18 protein-coding genes are annotated in these 21,983 nt (G+C 60.4%); 4 read left to right on the forward strand and 14 right to left on the reverse strand.

Translation table 11 applies throughout. From position 1 onward, the window contains the following. Positions 1-109 precede the first annotated feature (109 nt). From B0G81_RS15895 to B0G81_RS15930, 8 genes are all read right to left on the reverse strand, one after another. A complete protein-coding gene (locus B0G81_RS15895) occupies positions 110-1,297 on the reverse strand; it encodes a sialidase family protein (RefSeq protein ID WP_134137292.1) in 1,188 nt (395 codons plus the stop codon). A gap of 25 nt (positions 1,298-1,322) precedes the next feature. Beyond that, positions 1,323-2,747 (reverse strand): sodium:solute symporter family protein, encoded by a 1,425-nt coding sequence (locus B0G81_RS15900; protein ID WP_121309893.1) that lies wholly within the window; start codon positions 2,745-2,747, stop codon positions 1,323-1,325. Positions 2,748-2,873: 126 nt separating this feature from the next. Continuing rightward, complete coding sequence (pdxA, locus tag B0G81_RS15905) at positions 2,874-5,207, reverse strand: 4-hydroxythreonine-4-phosphate dehydrogenase PdxA (RefSeq protein ID WP_134137294.1); 2,334 nt, start codon at positions 5,205-5,207, stop codon at positions 2,874-2,876. After that, the gene (locus B0G81_RS15910; protein ID WP_134137296.1) at positions 5,204-6,373 is read right to left on the reverse strand and encodes an iron-containing alcohol dehydrogenase; all 1,170 of its coding nucleotides are present in this window, start codon (positions 6,371-6,373) and stop codon (positions 5,204-5,206) included. Before B0G81_RS15910 ends, pdxA begins: the two co-directional genes overlap by 4 nt. A 53-nt stretch (positions 6,374-6,426) precedes the next feature. Beyond that, a complete protein-coding gene (gene dapA / locus B0G81_RS15915) occupies positions 6,427-7,314 on the reverse strand; it encodes a 4-hydroxy-tetrahydrodipicolinate synthase (RefSeq protein ID WP_134137301.1) in 888 nt (295 codons plus the stop codon). Between the two features lie 67 nt (positions 7,315-7,381). Next, positions 7,382-8,506 carry a porin gene (locus tag B0G81_RS15920; protein WP_134143132.1) on the reverse strand — a complete coding sequence of 375 codons (1,125 nt, stop codon included), beginning with the start codon at positions 8,504-8,506 and terminating at the stop codon, positions 7,382-7,384. A 375-nt stretch (positions 8,507-8,881) separates the two neighbouring features. After that, positions 8,882-11,455: a hybrid sensor histidine kinase/response regulator gene (locus B0G81_RS15925; RefSeq protein WP_134137303.1), complete on the reverse strand. Its 2,574-nt coding sequence runs from the start codon at positions 11,453-11,455 to the stop codon at positions 8,882-8,884. Positions 11,456-11,483: 28 nt separating this feature from the next. Further along, positions 11,484-12,521: a 3-oxoacyl-[acyl-carrier-protein] synthase III C-terminal domain-containing protein gene (locus B0G81_RS15930; RefSeq protein ID WP_106283147.1), complete on the reverse strand. Its 1,038-nt coding sequence runs from the start codon at positions 12,519-12,521 to the stop codon at positions 11,484-11,486. Positions 12,522-13,113: 592 nt separating this feature from the next. Here B0G81_RS15930 and B0G81_RS15935 point away from each other — a divergent pair. Continuing rightward, positions 13,114-13,311, forward strand: coding sequence for a hypothetical protein (locus B0G81_RS15935; protein WP_116122168.1), 198 nt, complete (start codon positions 13,114-13,116; stop codon positions 13,309-13,311). 104 nt (positions 13,312-13,415) lie between these two features. Here the strand turns inward: B0G81_RS15935 and B0G81_RS15940 are convergent, their stop codons facing one another. Further along, positions 13,416-13,601, reverse strand: a complete 186-nt coding sequence (locus tag B0G81_RS15940) for a hypothetical protein (RefSeq protein WP_106283145.1) — start codon at positions 13,599-13,601, stop codon at positions 13,416-13,418. Positions 13,602-14,376: 775 nt separating this feature from the next. On the opposite strand from B0G81_RS15940, the gene B0G81_RS15945 reads away from it, so the two are divergent. From B0G81_RS15945 to B0G81_RS15955, 3 genes are all read left to right on the forward strand, one after another. Then, positions 14,377-15,447, forward strand: coding sequence for a helix-turn-helix domain-containing protein (locus tag B0G81_RS15945; RefSeq protein WP_134137305.1), 1,071 nt, complete (start codon positions 14,377-14,379; stop codon positions 15,445-15,447). A gap of 323 nt (positions 15,448-15,770) precedes the next feature. Next, positions 15,771-15,998 carry a hypothetical protein gene (locus B0G81_RS15950; protein ID WP_106283143.1) on the forward strand — a complete coding sequence of 76 codons (228 nt, stop codon included), beginning with the start codon at positions 15,771-15,773 and terminating at the stop codon, positions 15,996-15,998. A gap of 372 nt (positions 15,999-16,370) precedes the next feature. Then, positions 16,371-17,366, forward strand: coding sequence for a helix-turn-helix domain-containing protein (locus tag B0G81_RS15955; protein ID WP_134137309.1), 996 nt, complete (start codon positions 16,371-16,373; stop codon positions 17,364-17,366). A gap of 57 nt (positions 17,367-17,423) precedes the next feature. Here the strand turns inward: B0G81_RS15955 and rfbD are convergent, their stop codons facing one another. The 5 genes from rfbD to B0G81_RS15980 form a co-directional block, all read right to left on the reverse strand. Next, on the reverse strand, positions 17,424-18,326 hold the full coding sequence (rfbD, locus tag B0G81_RS15960) for a dTDP-4-dehydrorhamnose reductase (RefSeq protein WP_134137311.1): 903 nt from the start codon (positions 18,324-18,326) through the stop codon (positions 17,424-17,426). Then, positions 18,326-18,874, reverse strand: coding sequence for a dTDP-4-dehydrorhamnose 3,5-epimerase (gene rfbC / locus B0G81_RS15965; protein ID WP_134137315.1), 549 nt, complete (start codon positions 18,872-18,874; stop codon positions 18,326-18,328). Before rfbC ends, rfbD begins: the two co-directional genes overlap by 1 nt. Further along, a complete protein-coding gene (gene rfbA, locus B0G81_RS15970; RefSeq protein ID WP_134137319.1) occupies positions 18,871-19,758 on the reverse strand; it encodes a glucose-1-phosphate thymidylyltransferase RfbA in 888 nt (295 codons plus the stop codon). Before rfbA ends, rfbC begins: the two co-directional genes overlap by 4 nt. 3 nt (positions 19,759-19,761) lie before the next feature. Beyond that, positions 19,762-20,823, reverse strand: a complete 1,062-nt coding sequence (gene rfbB / locus B0G81_RS15975; RefSeq protein ID WP_134137322.1) for a dTDP-glucose 4,6-dehydratase — start codon at positions 20,821-20,823, stop codon at positions 19,762-19,764. A gap of 115 nt (positions 20,824-20,938) precedes the next feature. After that, complete coding sequence (locus tag B0G81_RS15980) at positions 20,939-21,946, reverse strand: helix-turn-helix domain-containing protein (RefSeq protein ID WP_166679004.1); 1,008 nt, start codon at positions 21,944-21,946, stop codon at positions 20,939-20,941. Positions 21,947-21,983: the final 37 nt, after the last annotated feature.

Genomic DNA, 21,983 nt, shown 5'->3' on the forward strand with positions numbered 1-21,983 from the left:
AGCGACGGCGCGCAAGAGGCGCGCCAATAAGTGCGCCTAGTGTAGCGAATTTCCATCGCACGCCGTGGTCCCTTGCGGTTCGCTCCGATCCAGCTCCCGCGCTAACGTGTCAGCCGCGCACCCACGCTTCGTCGACGCATACGTATTTGATGCGTTGGCGAAAGTACGTGAAAGCGATATGCAATGCGCCGTCGGCCGATTGCACGATCGACGGATACGAATACTCGCGGTTGCGCTGCTCCGCCGAGTTGTTCGTCATGCAATAGCCGTCGCCGATTTCCAGCGCGCGCCGGCGCGTCCAGGTGTGGCCGCCGTCCTCGGAGATCGCCAGCGACATCGGCGAGCGCGGCACGCCCCACACGGCCGTGCCGCGCGTCGACGCGCCCTGGTCGCGCAGCGCGCCGCTGTCTTCCGAATCCTCGATGTCGTCGTATAGCGACGCACGCCGTTCGGTGCTGTGCGACGCATCGCTTTCGTTGAACACCAGCGCGAGGTGGCCGTTCTTCAGCGCAACGAACTGGATCGACGAATTGTTGTTCGGCAAGTCGGTCGCTTGCGGCGCGCTCCACGTGCGGCCGTCTTTCGAGCGGCTCGCGTAGATCGAATCCGCCCAGCGGCTGCGAAACAGCGCGAGCAGCGAACCGTCGGCCAGCAGTTGCACATTCATGTGCACGCAGCCCACGCTCTCGGGCACCTCGTGTTCGCGCCACGAGCGGCCCTCGTCTTCCGAAATCAGCACCGCGCTGATGTCGTTGTTGCCGACCCAGCGCTCGCCGGGTTCCGTGCGGCACATGAACACCGGACACAGCCATGCGCCGTCGGGCAGCACGACGATCGGCTGGCGCACGAAGGTGCCCGGCCGGTCGAACAACGTTTCGATCGGCCCCCACGTGAGGCCGCCATCGGACGAGATACGGCGGCGCACGATCGCGGTGTTCTGGTGTCCCGACAACTGCGCGGTATAGGTGAGCCAGAGCCGGCCGTCGGGCGCGGTGAACAGCACGGGGTTCTGTTCCGAGCGCGTCGGATCGTCCGACAGCTTTTGCGGCTCGCTCCACACGCCGCTGCCGGCACGCAGCCGCGACATATAGACCGATACATCCGGAATGCCCTCTTGCGTGCCGCCGAACCAGACGCACAACAGGTCGCCGTTCGGCAACGCATGCAGATTCGCCGCGTGGTTCTGCACGCAGGACGAAGGCAGATAGGCGTCGCGGCGCTGCGCGTCCGCATAGGTCACGCGCACATGGTTATCCCACGTCGCCGCGTTGGGAGTTTCTGCAAGGATGGAAGACATCCGGTGTTCTCCTGATTACAGCACTTCAATGTGATTCACGATGCGCGAGACGCTCGCCGCTCGCGCCGACCGGCTTGGAGCCCGCCGGAAACAACAGCTTCTCCAACACGATGACGACGGCCGGCGTGACCAGCGATACGTACATGTTGTCGATGCCGAGCGGATTGCCAAGCAGATACCAGACGGTCGTGGCCAGCGCGGACACGATCAGCGCGGCCATGGCTCCGCGGCTGCTATTGAAAAACGGCAGATAGATACCGATCAGCGCCACCACGGACACCGTCAACCGCAACGCGCGCGTGAAGAACGACAGCGCGAGAATCTGCGGCACGAACAGGACGAATACGAGCGGAGCAAGTCCGACTGCCAGCGAAATCCAGCGCGTCATGCGCAGTTCGACTTCCGGCGTCGGATGATAGCGCGGCACGTAGAAGTCTTTGACGATCAGCGAGGCGATGGCGAGTGCAACCGTGCACACGCTCACGAAGATCGACGCAACGAGCGACGTCGTCACCACACCGGCCAGCAGCGGGTTCATGTGTTGCAGGAAGACCGGCAACGCGTACAGGCTCTTGATACCCGGAAACAGATACTTCGCGGCGACGCCGAGAAAGCCGAGCGCGAGCGAAATCGGCACGCACAGCACCGCTGCGAGCAAGGACGCACTGCGCGCCGCCGCGGCCGAGCGCGTGGCGGAGATCGCCTGAATGATGAACTGTGTGGAGAAGATCGCGCCCGCGGTGCCGATGATCCACGCGCCGATCGTGCCGTTGCTGAGCGATCCGTTCCAGGTGAAATAGTGCTCGGGCATATTCGCCATCATCGGCTTGATGCCGCCGGTCAGGCGCCATGCCACTACCACCAGAATCGCAATGCCGATCAGCTTGACCGCACTGTGCACGATGGTCAGATACGCCACGCTCTTCAGACCGCCCCACGCGAAGTAGATCGTGCTGACGATGGCGGTGATCACCGCAGCGGTCGGCAGATTGATCCGCATCACTGTCGAGATCGCGGCCGCTCCGCTCACGTAGTTGCCCACGTTCACGAGAAAAAGCGCATAGATCATGATCGCCGAAACCACGAGCTTGGCGCGCTTGCCGTACTTCATGGCAATGAAACCGGAGATCGTGAATTCACCCGAATTGTAGAGACGTTTGGCCATGAACAGGCCAAAGAACAGAAAGCCGATCGACGCGGCGATCACCGACCACGAAGCCGCGATACCGGCGCTGAACGCTTCCTGCGAGGTCCCCACGGTCGACTTCGCGCCGATGAACTCGGACATGAGCAGGACCGCGACGACCACGACCGGCATGGAGCGCGACGCCACCATGAACTGCTCGGAATTGCGGCTGCGCAGCTTCACGCTGAACCAGCTGGTCAGAAGTATGTAGACCACGACCATGCCGATGATGATTGCGGTGTCCCAGTAGCTGAAAGTTGCCATGGTGTCTCCAATGTACTTTTGCCGATGCATACGCATCGAGTCATCCGGCTGCGCGGCGTGTGTCCGCCGTCCCCGCAGCCGTTATCCGCGTCCCGTCGTAACGGGATGCCCATTCACTAACGGCTCTCAGGCTTCCAGTTCGGAACGCCGCGTGGCCAGATCGAGCGCCTGCTTCAGCGCCTCGAGCATGCTGCCTTCGTCGGCGATACCCTTGCCGGCGATATCGAATGCGGTGCCGTGATCGACCGAGGTGCGGATCACCGGCAGCCCGACCGTCACGTTGACACCGGCCTCCAGCCCCATCACCTTCACCGGGCCGTGTCCCTGGTCGTGGTACATCGCGACCACCACGTCGAAGTCGCCGCGGCCGGCGCGGAAGAACAGCGTGTCCGCGGGCAACGGGCCTTCGACGTCCCAGCCGCGCGCCTGCAATACCTTGACGGCGGGAATGATCTTTTCCTCTTCCTCGCCATAGCCGAACAGGCCGTTCTCGCCCGCATGCGGATTGATCCCGCACACGCCGATGCGCGGATTGTCGATGCCCGCGCGCACCAGCGTTTCATGCGCGCGCTCGATGGTCCGTTGCACGAGACCCGGCTCGATACGGCGAATCGCGTCGAGCAGGCCGATGTGGGTCGTGACGTGAATCACGCGCAGCTTCGGCGCGACGAGCATCATCGACACTTCGTCGATGCCTGTGAGATGCGCGAGCATTTCAGTGTGGCCCGGGAAAATGTGGCCGCCGGCGTGCAGCGCTTCCTTGTTCAGCGGCGCGGTGCAGATCGCGTCGAGTTCGCCGGCGGAAGTCAATTTGACGGTGCGCGCGATGTACTGATACGCGGCGTCGCCCGCGACGGCGGAGAGCTTGCCGTACGGCATGTCGGCGGGAATCAGGCCGAGGTCGATGCAATCCACCACGCCGCATTCGAAGCCGGCATCCGCCGGGCTCGCAATCGAGCGCACTTCGAGCGAGACGCCCGCGCGCTGGCCCGCGTCGCGCAGACGCGCGGCGTCGCCGATCACGAGCGGACGACATTGCTCGTAGACCGAGGCGTGCGCCAGCGCCTTCATGACGATTTCCGGGCCGACGCCGGCAGCATCGCCCATGGTGATGCCGATAACTGGACGATAGGTCATTGTGGTCAGTCCTTTGATGATGGCCGCGCACGGCCGGGCATTGGGTTGGACGCCGGCGAGTTTTCGCCAGGCCAGATTGAGCGTATCCGGATGGCCGAAGCCGCCCGCTTTGGTGACGACGTTAAGACGGCGTCCGTTGTGAATGGCGTGCAGCAGCGGCACACCGCTCTCGATTTCTTCGACGACGCGTAATTCGCCGATACCCGCCGCGGACAGCAGCGCGCGGGCCGTTTCTCCGCCGGTGGCGATCACGCTGCCGGCGTACTGCAATGCGGGAACCAGCAGCGCGGCGAGGCGCTGGCAGAACAGCAGGCCGTCGGCCACGCTGGTGCGATCCGTCTGGCTCAGCGACACGACGACATGTAGCCCTCGCTGCAGCGCCGCGCTCACCTCGGTGGTGAACTGCGCGTGCGCTGGCTGGATGCTACGCAACGTCGACGGATCGATTTCGAACGACGCGAGCGCCTCGCCCGCTTCCGTCCTGAGTCGCGCGACCTGCGCATGCGAGACGCTCGACATGCTGCCGACCACGGCCAGCACAGGTTTGTTCGGCTCATGAGCAGCAAAGCCGGCCTCGCTGGCGGCCGTCACGTCACCGGGATTCAAAGCCTGCATCAGATGGCGCGCGAGACCGGCCGATCCGACCCAGAACACGCTACGCAGCGACGCGGAAGCGTGCGCGATGCGCCGCAGGTCGTCGTCCGTTTCGCTGTCGCATACCGCTGCTTGAACGCCGGCCTGTCGCATCGCGTTAAGCTTTGCCGTCAACGCGGCCTGATCCGAACGCACGTCCGCGAGCGACAAAGTGTCGGTCCGCACATCGTATTGCGCGAGCATCGACGCAATGGCGGCCCCGCCGGCAATGCCCTCGTTGCGCCAGACTTCCGTCTGCTCCACCGGTACGCCGTTCAGCCATTGGCGGCCGTTACGCGTGGTGCGTCCCGCTGCGGGAAATGCCGGCGCTACGATGGCCATGCCCGCCAACGGAATCAGCGCCGCGACTTCGGCTGCGACGTTGCCGCGCAGCGTCGAATCGATCTTCTTGTAGAGCCGTGTGTCCGCATGAGCGAGTTCACGCCAGACCTGGGCGTTCACTTGCGCCGCCGTTTCCGCGCCGAGCCGGCGCGAGTCGGCATCGACCGCGAGAACGTCGATGCCTCGCGTGACGTCAGCCTCACCGCCCTCACCGGTCAACTTAGGCATGCGTGCGTCGAGCATGACGACACTGCGCAAACCCAGGCGCGCGCCCGTCACGGCGCAATCGGCCGTGCCGGACAGATCGTCGCCGATGATGAGCAGGCGCGGCTCACACGTGCGGTTCATGGCAGCAGGCGGCGATAGATCGCCTTCATGTCGTCGAGGGACAGCGGCTTCGGGTTGTTGCCGAGCAGCCGTTTGACTTTCGCCGCCGCGACGGCGAGCGCGTCGAGATCGTCTTCGCTCACGCCGAACTTGCGCAGATCCTGCGGGATGTCCACGGCCGCGGTCCATTGATCGATGCGCTCGATCAGTTTCGTGGCGGCCGTCAGGTCATCGTCGGCGGACGTGACCAGCGACAGCGCGCGTGCCACGTTGGCGAGCCGGCCGGCGCAGGCGTCCATGTTGAACGCCATCACATGCGGCAACAGCATCGCGTTCGCCACGCCGTGCGTGACGTTGAACATGCCGCCGAGCGGATACGCGAGCGCATGGACCGCGGCGGTGCCGGCCGCCGTCAGCGCCAGTCCGCCGTACATCGAGCCGAGCATCATCGCTTCGCGCGCCTTGATCGACTCGCCATGCTCGTACGCTTCGATGATGTTCGCGCCGATCAGCCGCATCGACTCCATCGCGAACATGTCGCTGATCGGGTTGGCCTTGGTCGAGATATACGATTCGAGCGAGTGAACGAAAGCGTCCATGCCGGTGGCGGCAGTGATCGCCTTGGGCAATTTCAGCGTGAGCGCCGCATCGAGAATGACGAGTTGCGGCAACAGATGGCGGCTCACAATGCCGACCTTCAGCTCTTCGTCGGGTAGCGTGACGATCGCGTTCGGCGTCACTTCCGAACCCGTGCCCGCTGTGGTCGGCACGAGAATCAGCGGCACGCCCGGCTTCGCGATCAGATCGATGCCGAGCCATTCACGCAACGGCTGTTCGTTGGTCAGACGCACGGCGAACAGCTTGGCTGCGTCGAGCACGCTGCCGCCGCCGATCGACAGAATCGCGTGCGGCGCGAACGGCGCGATCTGTTCGCTGAAGACGCTTTCCACGTTGCCGATGGTCGGCTCCGGTTCGACGTCGCGCACGATCAGCACTTCAATGTCTTTGGCTGCAAGACTCGCGATCACGCGGTCGATCACGCCGAGTTCTTCCATCGCCGGCTGGGTAATCAGCGCGATGCGTTTGACCGGCGCGTCGAGCAGCGCGAGCTTATCGGCGAGCAGATCGAGGCTGTGTGCGCCATGCACGATGTGCTTGACAGTCTGGAAGTGATAGGTCGTGGTCATGGCGATGTCTCTTGGGGCGGTGAATGAGGTACGGACGGAAGAACGGGCGCGCTTTAGCGCGTCTCGCGATAAATCGAGAGCGCCTGTTCAAGCCGGGCGCGAGCGTTCGCGTCGAGCGGCTGCGCGGGCGCGCGCGCCGGACCCGCCGGCATGCCGAGCATTTGCGCGGCGGTCTTCAGCACGACCGGCATGGTGCCGAGCGCGAAGGCGTCGCGCAGCGCGCGCAGCGACTCCTGCGCCCTGCGCGCGGCCGCGATGTCGCCGGCCTGAAAGTGCTTCCAAATCGATGTGACCACGTCGGGCACCGCGTTGGTGGTCGCGGCCACCGCGCCGTCGCCGCCCGCGATCAGTGTCCACAGGATCATCGAATCCGTGCCGGTGAAAACGGCGAAGTCGTCGCGGCGCAGATTGATCAGCTGCAGCAAACGATCGAAGTCGCCGCCGCTGTCCTTGATGCCGCGAATGTTCGGTATCTCGGCGAGGCGCCGCACTGTGTCCACGTTCAGCGTGATGCCGGCCTTCGCGGGGATCGTATAGAGCATCACCGGCAGCGTGGTGGCGCGCGCGATCCGCTCGTAGTGCGTGAACAGTTCCTGCTGGGTTGCGCCGTTGAAATACGGCGTGATCACCGACACCGCATCCACGCCCACGTCGAGCATCTTGCTGTTCAGATCGATCACGTCGCGCGTGGCGTACGCGCCCGTTCCGGCAATCACCGGCACGCGCGAGCGCGCCTGATCGACCGCGATCCTGGCGATGCGCAATTTTTCCGCTTCATTCAAGGCGATGAATTCGCCGTTGGTGCCGAGCACGAACAGCGCATGCACGCCGGACTCGATCAGGCGTTCGATCAGCGTGCGCAAGCCCGCTTCGTCCACCTCTTCGGTTGCCGTCATCGGCGTGATGAGTGCGGGAATGATCCCTTTGAACAAGACTGTCATGCTCGACTCCACTTCCACGACGGAAGGTTTCTACACCTTCCTGTTTAGATCAAATTGCGCGAAACGCTCAGAACTTGTGACGCAAACCGAGTGCCGCGACGAACTGATGCGAGGTGCTCGACGCCGTGATCGGCCACAACGCCGCCGTGGCCGCGCGGCCCGTCGAATCGATGCCGCTCGCGCCTTGCCAGCCAGTGCTCAGATAAACGTCGGTGCGCTTGGACAGAAAGTAGTCGGCGCCCGCGTTCACCTGGTTATAGTGCGCGTCGCCCGCGCCATGCGTGCGGGTGTAGTTGTAAGCCACGCCGAGCAGCGTGGCCGGCGTCAGCTGGTAGCGGAAATTTGCTTCGACGTTGTCGAACGTCGCGGTCTCGCCGACGAAACGCGCGACCGGTGCCGAGGCCGCGCCCGAACCCAGATCCTTGAACTTCGAGTTCGAATAGATCAGGCCGAAAGTCGCCGCGCCGAATGTGTATGCGCCGCCCACCGCCGCTATCTGCAGCGTGCGCGCCGACGCATAGCCCGAATAGATCGGCGTGTTGTTGGGCGAAATCACCGCCGCGCCTGCCGTGCCGTCGAAAAGTCCCGTGTTCGGTGTGGTGGCGTTCATATACGACGCCGCGACCACGAACGGGCCGTTTGCGTAGGTGGCGCCGAGCCCCCACACGCGATTGTTGGCGAAGTCGCCTGCCGTGCCGCCGAAGCTGTACAAACCGCTGAAGCGAAAGCCCGCGTAGTCGTTGCTGATGAACTTCACGCTGTTGCTGATCCGCGCGTTCACGTAAAGATTGTCCGTATTCCCCGGATGGGCGCCGAGACCGCCCGCCCATTGATTGGCGGCCGTCAGCGTGCCGATGAAGTCCGCCGAAGTATCGTTCTGCCGGCCCGCCGTCACCTTGCCGAAGCCGCCGCTCAAGCCCACATAAGCCGCGCGGCCGAACTCACGGCCGTTCTGGCCGAGCGTGCCCGTCGTGCTGCTGAAACCGTTTTCGAGCACGAACACTGCGCTCAAGCCGCCGCCCAGATCCTCCTGGCCGCGCAAACCCCAGCGGCTGCCGGACAACGTGCCGCTCGACATCTGAACGTTCGAGTGACCTTTCTGGTTGTTCGTGTAAACGAGTGCGGTGTCGATCAATCCATACAACGTGACGCTGCTTTGCGCGTGCGCGCCGGTCGTGGCGGCGCCGAACACGCCCAAAGTGGCCAGAACCTGGAAGGAACGCTTTTTCAATGATGTCTCCGTGATTTTTCTTGATGGCACGCCGTGGCGCTCGGGCCACGTTGAGACGGTCGGCTTCCCTCGGAAGTGATTGCTTCGCTCAAGGAAAACGATCGTTTCGATCAATATAGTGATCGGAACGGTCGGTTGCAAGCGATTTTTTCGATTCGATCACTTTTGTGATTGAATCGGTCAATTGACTTGTGGTGCTTTTGCGCCAAGGGAATTGGGCGTTGCCGGGCGGAGGAAAGGCCGGCGAAGGAGGAACGTTGGGAGTCGAGGAGCATGCTGAGCGGCACGTCGCGAGGCGGATAAGCGCCGCCGTCGCCGACCGGCGCTTAACGTCGATTAGTCGCCCAATGAGTCCCCGTTCTCGCCGCGCGCTTTGGCTGAAGTGAAGTAGGTCCGCAACGCGGGGGCCGAATGATCGCTCAGCGAGCAGATTTGCGCCAGCCAGTCGGCTTCCGCGGGCCATTCGCCTTCCACCACGCGCGGATAGATCTGCCGCACGAACTGATGCAGCGCCTTTGCGCCGATGTTGCCGCTGATGCCGAGCAGGACGTGCAAGGCGCCGTGCGTCGATTCGAGGTCGCGGGCCGCCACGCTGGCGGCGAGCTGCGCCACAGTCGAGCGAATCTGCTCGATGCCGTTGAGGAACGTCTGGTCCAGCAAATCGAGCGCCACCAGTTCTTCGAGGTGTTTCTCGTCGAGCAGCGAGCCTTCCCTGATCGGCGCCGGCCTGGCGGCTTGCACGGCGGGCGTCTGTGCCGGTTCTGATTTGCCCGGCCCTTGCGACGCGCGTTGCTGGGCAAACTGTCTTGCAAGAGACGCATAGAGCGCGCCGATCTGCACGGGCTTGACCATGACCTCGTTCATGCCCGCGGCCAGACATGCCTGCACGGCTTTCATATCGGACTGGCCGGTCAATGCAACGATGGGAATCCGGGCATACGCGTCGGCACGAGCACGGATCGACGCAGTCGTTTCCACGCCGCCCATGCCCGGCATGTTCATGTCCATCACGATGGCATCCACGGCGTCGTTCTCCTCCAGCCTCGCCAGCACGTCCGGCCCGTGTTCGGCCTCGACGACGCGCGCGCCGCATCGCTCCAGATAACCTTTGGCAATCCGCCTGCTATAGGTGTCGTCGTCCGCGACCAGAATCGTTTTGCCGGCGAAACCGTCGAACGGGTGGCTCTGAACATGCCGATCGCCGCTTTCGAAAAGCTTTTGAAGCGTCGCGATCAGTTCCACCGCGCTGGCGGATTTGCTGATCAGATCGTCCATGCCGGCGCGGCGGGCGAGCACCCGCGTCACATTGCCCGGCTCGGCCGTAAAGGCGGCGATCAGAACATTCCAGTTCGGGTGTTGATGGTCGGCACGAATTTTCTCGGCCGTGGTGTAGCCGTCCATGAGCGGCATATTGATGTCAATCAGCACGAGGTCGTGCGGCGCCGACTGTTGAAGCACCCTCAATGCCGCCTCGCCGTTTTCCGCCTCGCTCACCTGCGCGCCGACCTTCGACAACGCGCGGCGGCTCCGCGTCCGCTGAGCGGCATCGTCGTCGACGACGAGAATGCGTTTGCCCGCAAAAAATGGCGTGGCGCGCTCGAAAACCTTCTGCTCATGCTCGGCCACTTCGCGGCTGGAGACTGCGGGGAATTGCAGCGTGAACTGCGTAAATTTCCCGACTTCCGAGCGGCAGGCGATCGTGCCGCCGAATGCGCGCATTGCGCGCTGGCAATAGGCAAGGCCGAGCCCCGTACCCGCTGAATTGCCCGCAGTGCGGAAAGGCTCGAAAAGATGAGGCAGGAGGTCGGGCGCGATGCCGGGGCCGGTGTCATGAACCAGCACCGTCTGGCGGTCGATCGTCAGCGTGAGTGTCGCCAATGGATGCGCCGCAATGTGATGCAGCGCGTTCTTGATCAGATTGAACAGCGTGAACAGATAGACGGTTTCGTCGACCTTGAAGACGAAGTCGTCCAGCACCACGAGCCGGACTTTGGCGCGCTCCTTCTGATCGCCGAAGCCGTATTCGTCCAGCGCTTTACGCGTGGTGGCCGCCGCGCTCAGATAGGTGAAATGATCCGCGCGGATGGGTTTCGCGCTGACCTCATCGAGTGTCATCGCGATGATGCGCAAGCCCCGATCGATCGACAATTGGCCATGGGCAAGATGCCGGTAAAGCAATGCCGCCCTGTCGTGCGACATGGCCGGCGTCGGGCTGGCATCCGTCACCGCGGGCAGCGCCTCTTCCATGCGATCCAGCACGTGCCTCAACTGGCTGAGAGGATTGCGCATTTCATGAGCGATCGAACCGGCGAGCGCACGAAACGCCACATTTTTTGCCTGCGCGACGATGCCTTTCAGATTGCTGTAACTGAACGTAAGGCCGGCGAAAATACCGAACGTAAAAACCGGCAGATACGTGTAGAGAAATAGCTGACCGTCCACGTGCAGGGATTGCGGAATGACGATCCTGGCGCACAAGACGGCAAGACCAATGCCCAGCATCAGATTGAGTGCTAACGCAACGACCGACGGAAAAATGGCGATCAGGAAAAACACCATGCCGAGCTCGGCCATTGACCAGAGCATCGAATAGTGACCGGCAATCAGGTAGTAAGTGAAAAAGAACGGTAGCGAATAGGCTACCGTTACGAAGTAATACCACGACAGGAAGCGCGCGACCGAAGCGGGCCAGAAACGGTGCAATAGCAGCAGCGTACAGGCCGCCGTACCGATAACGCGCATCGGCAGGCTTTCGTTGGGTTGAGGATCGATATACGTCCACCACAGCCAGTACAACGGATGCCCGATCGCACCGATTACGCCAACAGCCAGCACGCTGTAGTCCGACACCTTGGCCGAGTCATAAACCAGTCGGTTGAGATAACGGATGCTCCCTGAAATGGCTCTCATGTCGTGCTTTATCTTGGCTTGCCCAGCCTCAGAATTTGAAGCTGCTGACGTTGAACGACATGCCGGCGCTGCCGACCCAGCACAGCACTCTGTCGCCTCTCTTCAACCGCCCGCCGTCTTTTGCCAGTGAAATGGCAGCCGGAATCGACGCCGAAACGAGGTTTCCCGTCTCCGGATAGATGTGATACATCTTGTCGTCGATCCCCACCTTGGCGCCATAACCCTGCCACGCCGCCTTGGAGGATGCGTGGGTGAAGACGATGTCGATGTCCTTCTTGGGAACTGGCAGTTTAGTCAATACCGCGGACAACTCGTCCGAATTTTTGTGAAGCTCATGGCCGAATGACGTGAAACGCATATCGCCGTTCTTGCCGATCCGTTCGGTCGGGTGGCAATACCCTTCATAGCCGGGAATTGGAATGGTGCACAAATCCGACACTGCCGGCTTCGCGCGGAACGCGAAGGTGAAGTTATCCGGCTCTTTGGCGACGAGCAAAGTCGCGGTCGCCGCCTCGCCAATCGTGAACGACGGCAACGTATATTCGATTTGAGCCTGGCTCTTCAACGCGAAATTCCCCGGATAGAGTGGGCCGCCCGCAAGCATATTGAACTCGGCATTCACAATCATAGCGTTTCTGTACTGACCCGACTTGAAAAGGCTGTCGATGATCGCCATGGCCCGGGTCCAGCTCATGCAGGCGTCGACCACATCGAAACACTCGGCGTTCACGAAGCCGAGCGTGCTGGCCATCATGTGGCTGTTGCCGGGCTCGAGGAAGCCTCGTCCAATACCGACATAAATAAACAGCTCGATGTGTTCCGGCTTCAGATACGTTTCCGATAGCGCCTTGCGCGTCGCCATGGCGACGTGATCGATAGGCGACTCGTGGCTTTCACACCAGCGCCGGTTGACCAGTCCGCTTCTGTCGAGCAAGGTCTTGATGGTGCGCATCCCCCGGTCGATATCACCCTCGTAGTCCCTGGAATGGAATCGAATCATATCGATCACTTCCTCGTTCGTCACGATCCTGGAGGGCAAGCTGACGGCTACGTCTTTGATAAGCATAAAGAATCCATGAATAAATTAACGCGGTGGGTAGAAGTACCTTTTGCGCCATGGCACGCGAGTATCTGGGACGCCAGATACGCGGCCTCGCGGCGCTGGTACATTAACGCGTCCACCGCGATTCATGAAAAAAGTCGCGTCTGGTGTGTTGGCAATGGGGATGTTGGGTGGTGCGGAGGGCTGGAGCGCCGATGGTGCCGTCGCTGCGGATCTGCACGGTCGCGTTCGGCGGCGTGTCCTTCTGCGTGCGTGAGCCCTTTTTCATGTCCTGTTCCGTCAAGAACGTGACCTCATCCGCCGCGCGCGTCCGCAGCCTCCTTCGAGCGACTAGACTTGGCTTCGGTCTTTCGAGGGGGCGCTTCTCTCAAGCGAACCCCACCCCTCGATCTTTCAGCCTGCCGCTCCCTCGGGCGGCAGGCTCTTTTTTTTGTGGACCGCTTCAAATTCAGGCAATAGTCGCTCGTGAGCCGGGCGGATCAGGCCGCTGCATGCGGCTCCAGCTTCATCCGCGACGGCGGCTGCTGTCGTAACCCGTGGGTCGAAGACGAGTACCGTTCCAGTGGGAAAACCGCGTGACGCTTTCGAGGCAAGCATGCAGCTACCGAACGTAGACAACTTCATCAAAGACTCGCAGCACGGCGTCACCTACAACATCTGTGCCTATCGCAAGCTTTCGGTTCAAGAGATGACACGCGCGATGCAAGTCTTTATACAACAACAGGGCAAGCGTCAACCGAAGCAAGGAACGGTCGTCAAGATCTTTTCCCTGCTCGGGTTTGGGGATCAGTAGCCGTGTTGAAGCCTGGGACGTCGATTGACGGAGGTTGAACGCGCTCGCCATTGCAGGTGTGCCGGCATGCTGCGCGGCAAGATGAACAGTGTCGACTAAACCGTCTAGTCCAACATTGACAACAGATCGGCGAGGTTCGTGTCGGGCAAGCGCTTCGCAACCATGTCCCAGAAGATCACGTCGTGCATTGCGCTCGCATCTTCCGCCGTCTTCCATTCGCGCGCACCGACGATCGAATCAGCCGTTTCGCGAGCTGCGGATACGATGGTCTGAATGTCTTGTTTCTGCATGAACCCGTTAACGGTCGCATAACGAGCTTATTTAGCCTCATGCGCAATCGTTTGCCAAAAAAGTTTAATCACTGCCCTCCGCACGGGACGATGCCAGCGGTGACCTGACTGAACATGGCGCATCACGGAGTTCAAGCGTCCGCTGTGCCCGAGGAGACGGGACAAGACGGCCGCTCTGCGACTCAGGTGAACCGCGGTGCATGTGAGCACGCACTTGTACTTCGCGCATCCTGAGCGTCGGGCGAAATTCTACCTCTTCCGCCGCGCCGCACCGTTTTGCGGCGTTTATTGGAAAACTTAAGTCCGAAACGAGCACATGGTTGGAGCCGCCTGACGACCTACCTGAGACACAGGTATTCCCGACATCGGCCATGACGCTCGCCGACAACACCTGCGGCGCCGCAAATGCACCACCTTTGATCAACCCGACATGCATTCACCAAAAAATATTTCGCCGCTAATGGACTATGCACTTTTATAGAGCAGAATTATCATATCGACGAGATAAATCGATAAATGGATGCACTTTGCATGCCGCCCCTGTGTGTTGCGAACTACGATAATCATTTCTCAATCTTACCCATTACGGAACGAATCAGGCGCTCAGCAAGGCTGTTCGCCATCTTGCCACTCAACTCCGCAACAGCCAATGTGTTGGTTAATTCAGCCATGAAATACTGCCAAGAGAATTACACGTATAGCATGATCTAATAAGAAAAAAGACGGAGTCTTGGGGAGAAGTCTCTGTAGACCACATATTTCCGGGGGAAAATAAATGGATTTGGTACATACTCTGCCGCGCAGTTCGCGGCACAGTGCCGTGCCGATGCAAACGAACGATCTGACTCGCATCGACATCGCGCTGTTCAACGGATTCGCATTGCCTACGGTCGCCGCACTCATCGAGATTTTTCAGCGGGCCAATTCGCTGGTCGCCGCACCGCGATCCGGCCGCGCACGTTACGACGTCTCGCTGCTTTCCGCCGCGGGCGGACGCATCGCCAGTTCATCATCAGTCTTTGTCTGGACCGACGACGTCCAGTCGCATCGGGGCACCAATGAGCCGCACCTGTTGTTCATCGCAGGCGGCGCCGGCGTGCAGCAGGCATGCCGCGACGAGCGATTGAGCGAGTGGCTTCGCCGCAGGCATCCGTTCAGCGAGATCGTGCATCCGATCGCGGAAGGCCAACTGCTGCTTCAGGCCGCCGGGCTGCCCAGCCGGTACTGCCCGCTTCTCTATGGAGACAACGAAGCATCCGGGTTGCATCGGGCGCGGTTGACGGAAGCGCCGGGCGCTGTATCGACTGCGCTGCGTATCGTCGAAGAGGATCTCGGCGCCGATCTTGCGCGGCGGGTTGCCGAGTCAATCGCGCCGCAACCCGAGACGCCCTTCAGCTCGTCGGTCACGCTTGACGTGACGCCTCAGATCAGTGAGAAGATTCTCGCGTCGGCGCGCTGGCTGGAAGCAAACGTCGCCCGGCCTATCTCGATCGACGACGCGGCCCAGGTCGCAGCGATGAGCGAGCGCAACTTCCTGCGCCGCTTCAAGAGCGAGATCGGCATGACGCCCTCGGACTATCTGCTTCGCGCGCGCCTGAATATGAGTTGCCGGATGCTGATCGAATCGCGCCTGCCTGTCGACAAGATCGCGCGCCACTGCGGTATCGGCAGTGGCGGACAATTGTCGAAGCTGTTCAGGAAATATCTGGAGACCACGCCAACGGACTATCGAACGCGCAACCACGTGGCACTGCAGAATCCCAAAGCACCGCTACCGGATCAACGGCGCGAGTTCGATCCAGGCGTTCTGATCGAAACCGACTACGCAAGTCAAGTCGAAGCGTAGGACACAACCCAGCGGCACTTGAAAGAACATGCCGCGTTGAGCGCCTTCCATGTCATGTTCAGTCAACAGCGTGACGCAATCCGCCGCTCGCGTCTTGAGTCCGCTTCGAACGAATACACTTGGCCTCGGCCTTTCGAGGGGCGCCACTCTTGGTCAACCCCCAACCCCTCGATTTTTCCAGCCTGCCGCACCTTCGGGCGGCAGGTTCTTTTTTTCCCCGTCATATCAGGGTGGAGTCGCGTGTGCCACTATGCGCCAGGCTTCTCGCGAGGCACATGCATCCGCGTCCTTGATTCATACGAAACCTTCCTAACGGAGCGCGCATGGATGACAAAGTGACTTACGTGTACGAGTACACGGGTGGTTTTGGTACGTACCGTACTACTGGAAAAGGTTTCGCATGTCATCTTCCCCTTGTTGGCGACAACGTAGTCATGAAGGTCGATGAACTGGGATTCGACGATGTTCTTAAAGTGAAGTCTCGACTCTTCGAGTACGACAAAGCGGGGGCATTGACCGTTACGTTCACACTATCTCATACCGTCACATAGGATCACTATATATCGACGGCAAGTTAACTTTTTCGATAATCGCGCGCCCTATCAGGCCCACACTCGATATTCAAATTCCCTCCAAGGATGAAGGCATCCTGGTTCTTTGCTCGATACTCCATTGCAGCCCGTTCAATAGAGCCGCATTTCATTCCCTCTCAAGACTTACCCACGTCTCAATTTAAACCCACCTCTTATCCAACGGATAAATCTGTTTCTCCCGAAACACCCCATGACTTGCCAATTCTTGCCAACACCTTGGCAAATTCGGCCAGTCATTAATGCAGTGCAACAACGTTATGTAGCATTCGATCAAACAATTAAGAGCGGCTTAGAGACGGCCGGCAAGTCACTCATTTCCGGGAAAGTACGATGGAGTTTCTTTGCAACGTGAAGCATAAGAATGCACTTCAAGCACCCGCTTTGCCGCAGAGCACCGGCGCCATCCATATCGGCATTGCATTGTTCAATGGATTCGCGCTGCCCGATGTGGCTTCCATCATCGAGATATTCCAGTCGGCGAATGCCCTGAGTGACACCGGCGAGCCCCGTCGAACGCGCTATGAGGTCTCGCTGTTGTCGGCATCCGGTGGGCGTATTGCCAGTTCTTCCTCGGTGTTCGTGTGGACCGACAGTGTCGAATCGCGCGGGCACGACGATAACTTCCGCGCGCTTTTCATTGCCGGCGGCACCGGCGCAACGAACGCGTTCCGTGACGATCGTCTGATCGTGTGGCTTCAGCAGGCGTTTCCGAGAAGCGGCATGGTCCATGCCATCGCGGAGGGACGCCTGATGCTCGAAGCGGCGGGTTTCTCGAACGCCTACGGCGGTCGCATGGAGAACGACAGTTACGCACGGAGCGCATTCCCGTCGCGACCTCTCGTCGACTCGCCCAGCCCGCTGCGAACCGCGTTGCGCATCGTTGGCGACGATCTCGGCTCCGAGGTCGCGCGGCAGGTCGCCGACTGGGTTGCGCCTCAGGGCGAAACGCAGTTCAGTGCAATCTTGCGCAGCAAAACGGCATCGCATATCAGCGATAAGATCCAGGCATCGGCGCAATGGCTCGAGGCCAATGGCGCTCGCCCGATATCCATCGACGATGCCGCGCAGATCGCGGCGATGAGCGAACGGAATTTCCTGCGGCGCTTCAAGAGCGAAATGGGTGTGACGCCGTCGGAATACCTGCTCTATGTGCGACTCGACATGAGCTGCCGCCTTCTCGCTAAAACGAGCTTGCCCGTGGACAAGATCGCACGTCGATGCGGCATTGGCAGCGGTGGACGGCTCGCCAAGCTGTTTCGCAAGCACCTGCTTACTACGCCGACGGAGTATCGAATCAGCAAACAAGGTTCGCGCAGTGCGTCCTAACGCACGCCGGCGATAAATCCACGGTCTCTTTCCAGAGCCCTGAGAACTCTGGAATCTTCAAGCGGTGCGCTCGAATCGCTCGTCTAGCGTCTGAGCAAGCGCATCCCACCAATGGGGTCGCACAAGGCCGAATCGCTCGTCGAAGCGGTCGTTGTTGAGAGCCGAATTGCGCGGACGTGCCGCACGTGTCGGAAACACCTCGCTCGGTACAGGCTCGATGTGTGTGACGCGTACCCGGCCCGACGGCGCGAGATTGCGCGCATAGTCGATGATCGCAGAAGCATAGCCGTGCCAGCTGGTCACGCCTCGCGAGGTCAAATGAAAAAGTCCGCTTTGAAAGCGTGCTTCCTGACGCTCGCGCATCGCTTGTGAAATAGCGTGGGCAGTAACGTTGGCAAGCATTCTTGCGGGCGTCGGTGTGCCGAGTTGATCATCGACGATCTTGAGCGCTTCACGTTCTGCGGCGAGCCGAAGCATCGTCAGCATGAAGTTTGCCCCGCGTGTCGCGTAGACCCAGGAGGTGCGGAAGATCAGATGATCGCATTCGGACGCGATGATTGCGAGCTCCCCATCGCGCTTGGTCGCACCGTACACATTCAGCGGCGCAGTCTCGCTATCTTCCGTATAAGGCTCCGCCGACTTTCCGTCAAATACGTAATCCGTCGAGAAATGAACAAACAATGCGCCCGCACTTTTTGCCGCGCGGGCCATTACGTCGACCGATTCGGTATTGACGAGCCGTGCCGTCACGCAATCGTCTTCCGCCTTATCAACCGCCGTATAGGCCGCGGCGTTGACAACGACATCCGGGCGGTAAAACCTCATCAACCCGTCAAGCAGCGCCGGTTTGCTGAGATCCGCGACTTCCCGATCCCAATGAACTACCTCACCCAGCGGCGAAAGCGAGCGCGCGAGCTCCCAGCCGAGTTGTCCTTGCACGCCTGTGACCGCGATTCTCATCAGTAAACCTCAGCCTCGTTGAAGCGGCTACCGGCGGCGTCTTTTGACGAAACGAACGGAATACCGTTCAGTTCCCACTCGACGGCGATGTCAGGATCGTCCCAGCGCAACGTACGTTCGTGTTCCGGATGCCAGAATGCAGTCGCTTTATAGAGGAACTCAGCAACGTCCGACAATACGACGAACCCGTGTGCAAAACCCGGCGGAATCCATAGCTGCCGCCGGTTCGAAGCGGACAGCCGCACGCCGACCCACCGCCCGAACGTGGATGACCAGCGCCGCAGATCGACGGCGACGTCGAATACCTCACCCACTACCACCCGAACCAGCTTGCCTTGCGGATGCTGGATCTGGTAGTGGAGACCTCGCAGAACGCCTTGCGCTGAAATCGAATGATTGTCTTGCACGAATGTATAGCCGCGCGCCACTTTTTCTTCGAACTCAACCTGATTGAACGTCTCGAGGAAAGCACCGCGTGAATCTCCAAACACTTGGGGCTCGATGACCTTCACGTCAGGAATTGCGGTATGTCGAACTTGAATGGTCATGTGTGGATAGTCGGAATGAGAGATGACAGATATCGGCCGTAGTCAGTCTTTTGCAAAGGCGCCGCAAGGCGGGCCAGTTGCTCGGCATCGATCCAGCCACGCCGGAATGCGACTTCCTCCGGACTTGCAACCAGCAAGCCCTGTCTCTGTTGTAGCGTCGCGATAAACGTCGCCGCATTGATCAGCGATTCGTGCGTGCCGGTATCGAACCAGGCAAAGCCTCTGCCCAGCGTTTCCAGATGAAGGGCTTCGCGCTCCAGGTAATGCCGATTCACATCCGTGATTTCCAGCTCACCGCGTGCGGATGGCTCAATATTCGCGGCAATGTCGCAGACGTCGCCGTCATAGAAATAAAGACCTGTAACGGCAAAATTGGAACGCGGTTTCTGGGGCTTTTCCTCGATACTCAGAACCTTACCGCGAGCATTGATCTCCACCACGCCGTAGCGTTGCGGGTCGTGCACGTGATATCCAAAGACAGTCGCGCCTTTGGTTCTCAAATGCGCATTGCTCAGATGCGCCCCCAGGTCCGCGCCATAGAAAATGTTGTCGCCCAGAATCAGCGCGGACGGTTTCCCACCGATAAACTCGCGGCCGAGTATGAATGCCTGAGCGAGCCCGTCCGGTGACGGCTGTACTGCGTATGTGATCTGCATGCCCCACTGGCTGCCGTCGCCGAACATCGCCGCGAAGCGCGGCGTGTCGTCCGGCGTCGAGATCAGCAGGACCTCGCGAATGCCCGACATCATCAGCGTGGACAGCGGATAGTAAATCATCGGCTTGTCGTAGATCGGCAGCATCTGCTTGGAGATCACGCGCGTGATCGGGTACAGCCGCGTACCAGACCCGCCGGCGAGAATAATGCCCTTACGGTTCGAGTCCATCGTTCAAGCTCTCTTGAGTACGCTTTCGGGGTTCCAGCGCCGATAGGCGCCGGAGCGGATTTCCTCGAGCCACGCATCGTTTTCGACGTACCACTGCACCGTCGTCGACAACCCGCTCTCAAACGTCTCGCGCGGCACCCAGCCGAGTTCGCGACGCAGCTTCGTCGCATTGATCGCGTAACGCCGATCGTGTCCCTTGCGGTCCGAGACGAAAGCGATCTGCTCGCGATAGCTGCCGTTCTCGCGTGGCTTTATCCCGTCGAGAAGATCACAGATGAAATGAACGACTTCGACGTTGGTTTTTTCGTTATCGCCGCCGATGTTATATGTCTCCCCCGGTATGCCACGGGCGAGCACTGTGCGGATCGCCTCACAATGGTCGCCAACATACAGCCAGTCACGCACATTGCCGCCGTCGCCGTACACTGGCAGTGCGTCGCCGCTCAGCGCACGTTGGATCATCAACGGAATCAGTTTCTCCGGAAACTGATAAGGCCCGTAGTTGTTCGAACAGTTCGTGGTCAGCGTAGGCAATCCATAGGTGTGGTGGTACGCGCGGACGAGATGGTCCGAACTCGCTTTCGATGCCGCATAGGGACTGTTCGGCGCGTACGGTGTCGTTTCCGTGAATGCGGCATCGTTGGCCGACAGCGAACCGTACACTTCATCTGTCGACACATGCAGGAAGCGAAACACATTACGGTCCGTACCGTTCAGCCGCTCCCAATACAGCCGCGCGACATCGAGCAGTTCACCGGTGCCCGTCACATTTGCATCGATAAACTCGCGCGGTCGGTCGATCGAGCGGTCAACGTGACTCTCTGCTGCAAAGTGCACCACGGCACGCGGTCGATATTCTTCAAAGATCGCGCTCATGGCTGCGCGATCGCCGATATCGCGGCACACGAAAACGTGACGAGGATCGTCGTGCAGCGCTCGCAACGTGCCGTAATTGCCGGCATACGTCAACTTGTCGATATTGAGTATCGGCTCATCGTGTTGGGCGAGCCAGTCGATGACAAAATTTGCGCCGATAAAGCCGGCGCCACCCGTGACGAAGATCATTTGAAGTTCTCTTAGATGACGGCTCTTACACTGTGAATCGTAAAGGCGCGACTATTTTTCTATCGGCCATATCGTTGGCGCATTCAGACATTCGCCAGTTACCCGCGTGGATCCCTCACACTGACTCATTCGGGTCGATCGCATCAGTCGTCGAATTCAATCCCTGCCGATTCGCATCACGAAACTCGCTCGGCGTGAGAGAGAGTCGACGTCTGAATATTTTTGCAAGCCTCTCGCCACTTCCCATTCCGCAACGTCGCGCGATCGTATCGATCGGCAAACTGGTTCGCTGGAGCAGGTTGCATACGACACCCAATCGAATCTCGAGCAAATACTCCGAGGGCGTGATCGACACCTCCGCCCTGAAACGACGCAAAAAAGTTCGCTCGCTCATATTCGCGACCTCGGCCGCGTGCGCAATCGAGATCGGGTGCATATAGTTCTCTCGCAGCCAATTTGCCCCCGCTCTGATCGGTGTCGTCCATTCCATCGATGGTGCTCCGACGGTTTGCGCATCGGGACTGCTATTCGACGCCCGAGGACTTGCATGTTTTCTCACAGCATTACGCGACGATGTGAGATAAAGCAGAATCTGCGATTCGATCTGTTTTCGCGCATGCGTGCTGGTCGCCGCCAACGCCGCAACAAACGATACCCCTGCTTCTGTCATAGACAACGCCAGCCTCGAGCGCGTGCTAGCGCTGCCCAACTGTCGTCCGCGCCGCGCGGTACTCGGCGAAGCCATCACGAATCGATGCAACGAGCTATCGCTATCCCACACGACGATATCGGCTCGCGCCACCAAGGTCGACACGACGCGCAACACATCAGGATCTTCAGCCACACCCACCCTGCACTCCGCTCCGACTACGAACACACCGTCGAATTTCTCCGATAACCGCGGCTCGATCGCCTCCGTCCAGATCCGGATTGAAAGCGAGTCATCCACATAGCCACCTCCAATCGATAGTAACGACACCTTGAATATCAGACTAGGCGACGGCGACCTGTCCTCCACGATACCGTCGCCGTGAGCGCGATTAAAGATATCCGCCAGCGCGTCGACCTCTTTGATAGAGAACCCGGCGAATACGACTATCGCAATCTTCACTTCCGATTCCATGGAAGGCGCCGCGGCGCTCTCGGAGAATGCTCCTTTA

Origin of the sequence: Paraburkholderia sp. BL6665CI2N2, from assembly GCF_004366535.1 — a bacterium.
In the GTDB taxonomy this organism is placed as follows: Bacteria; Pseudomonadota; Gammaproteobacteria; order Burkholderiales; family Burkholderiaceae; genus Paraburkholderia.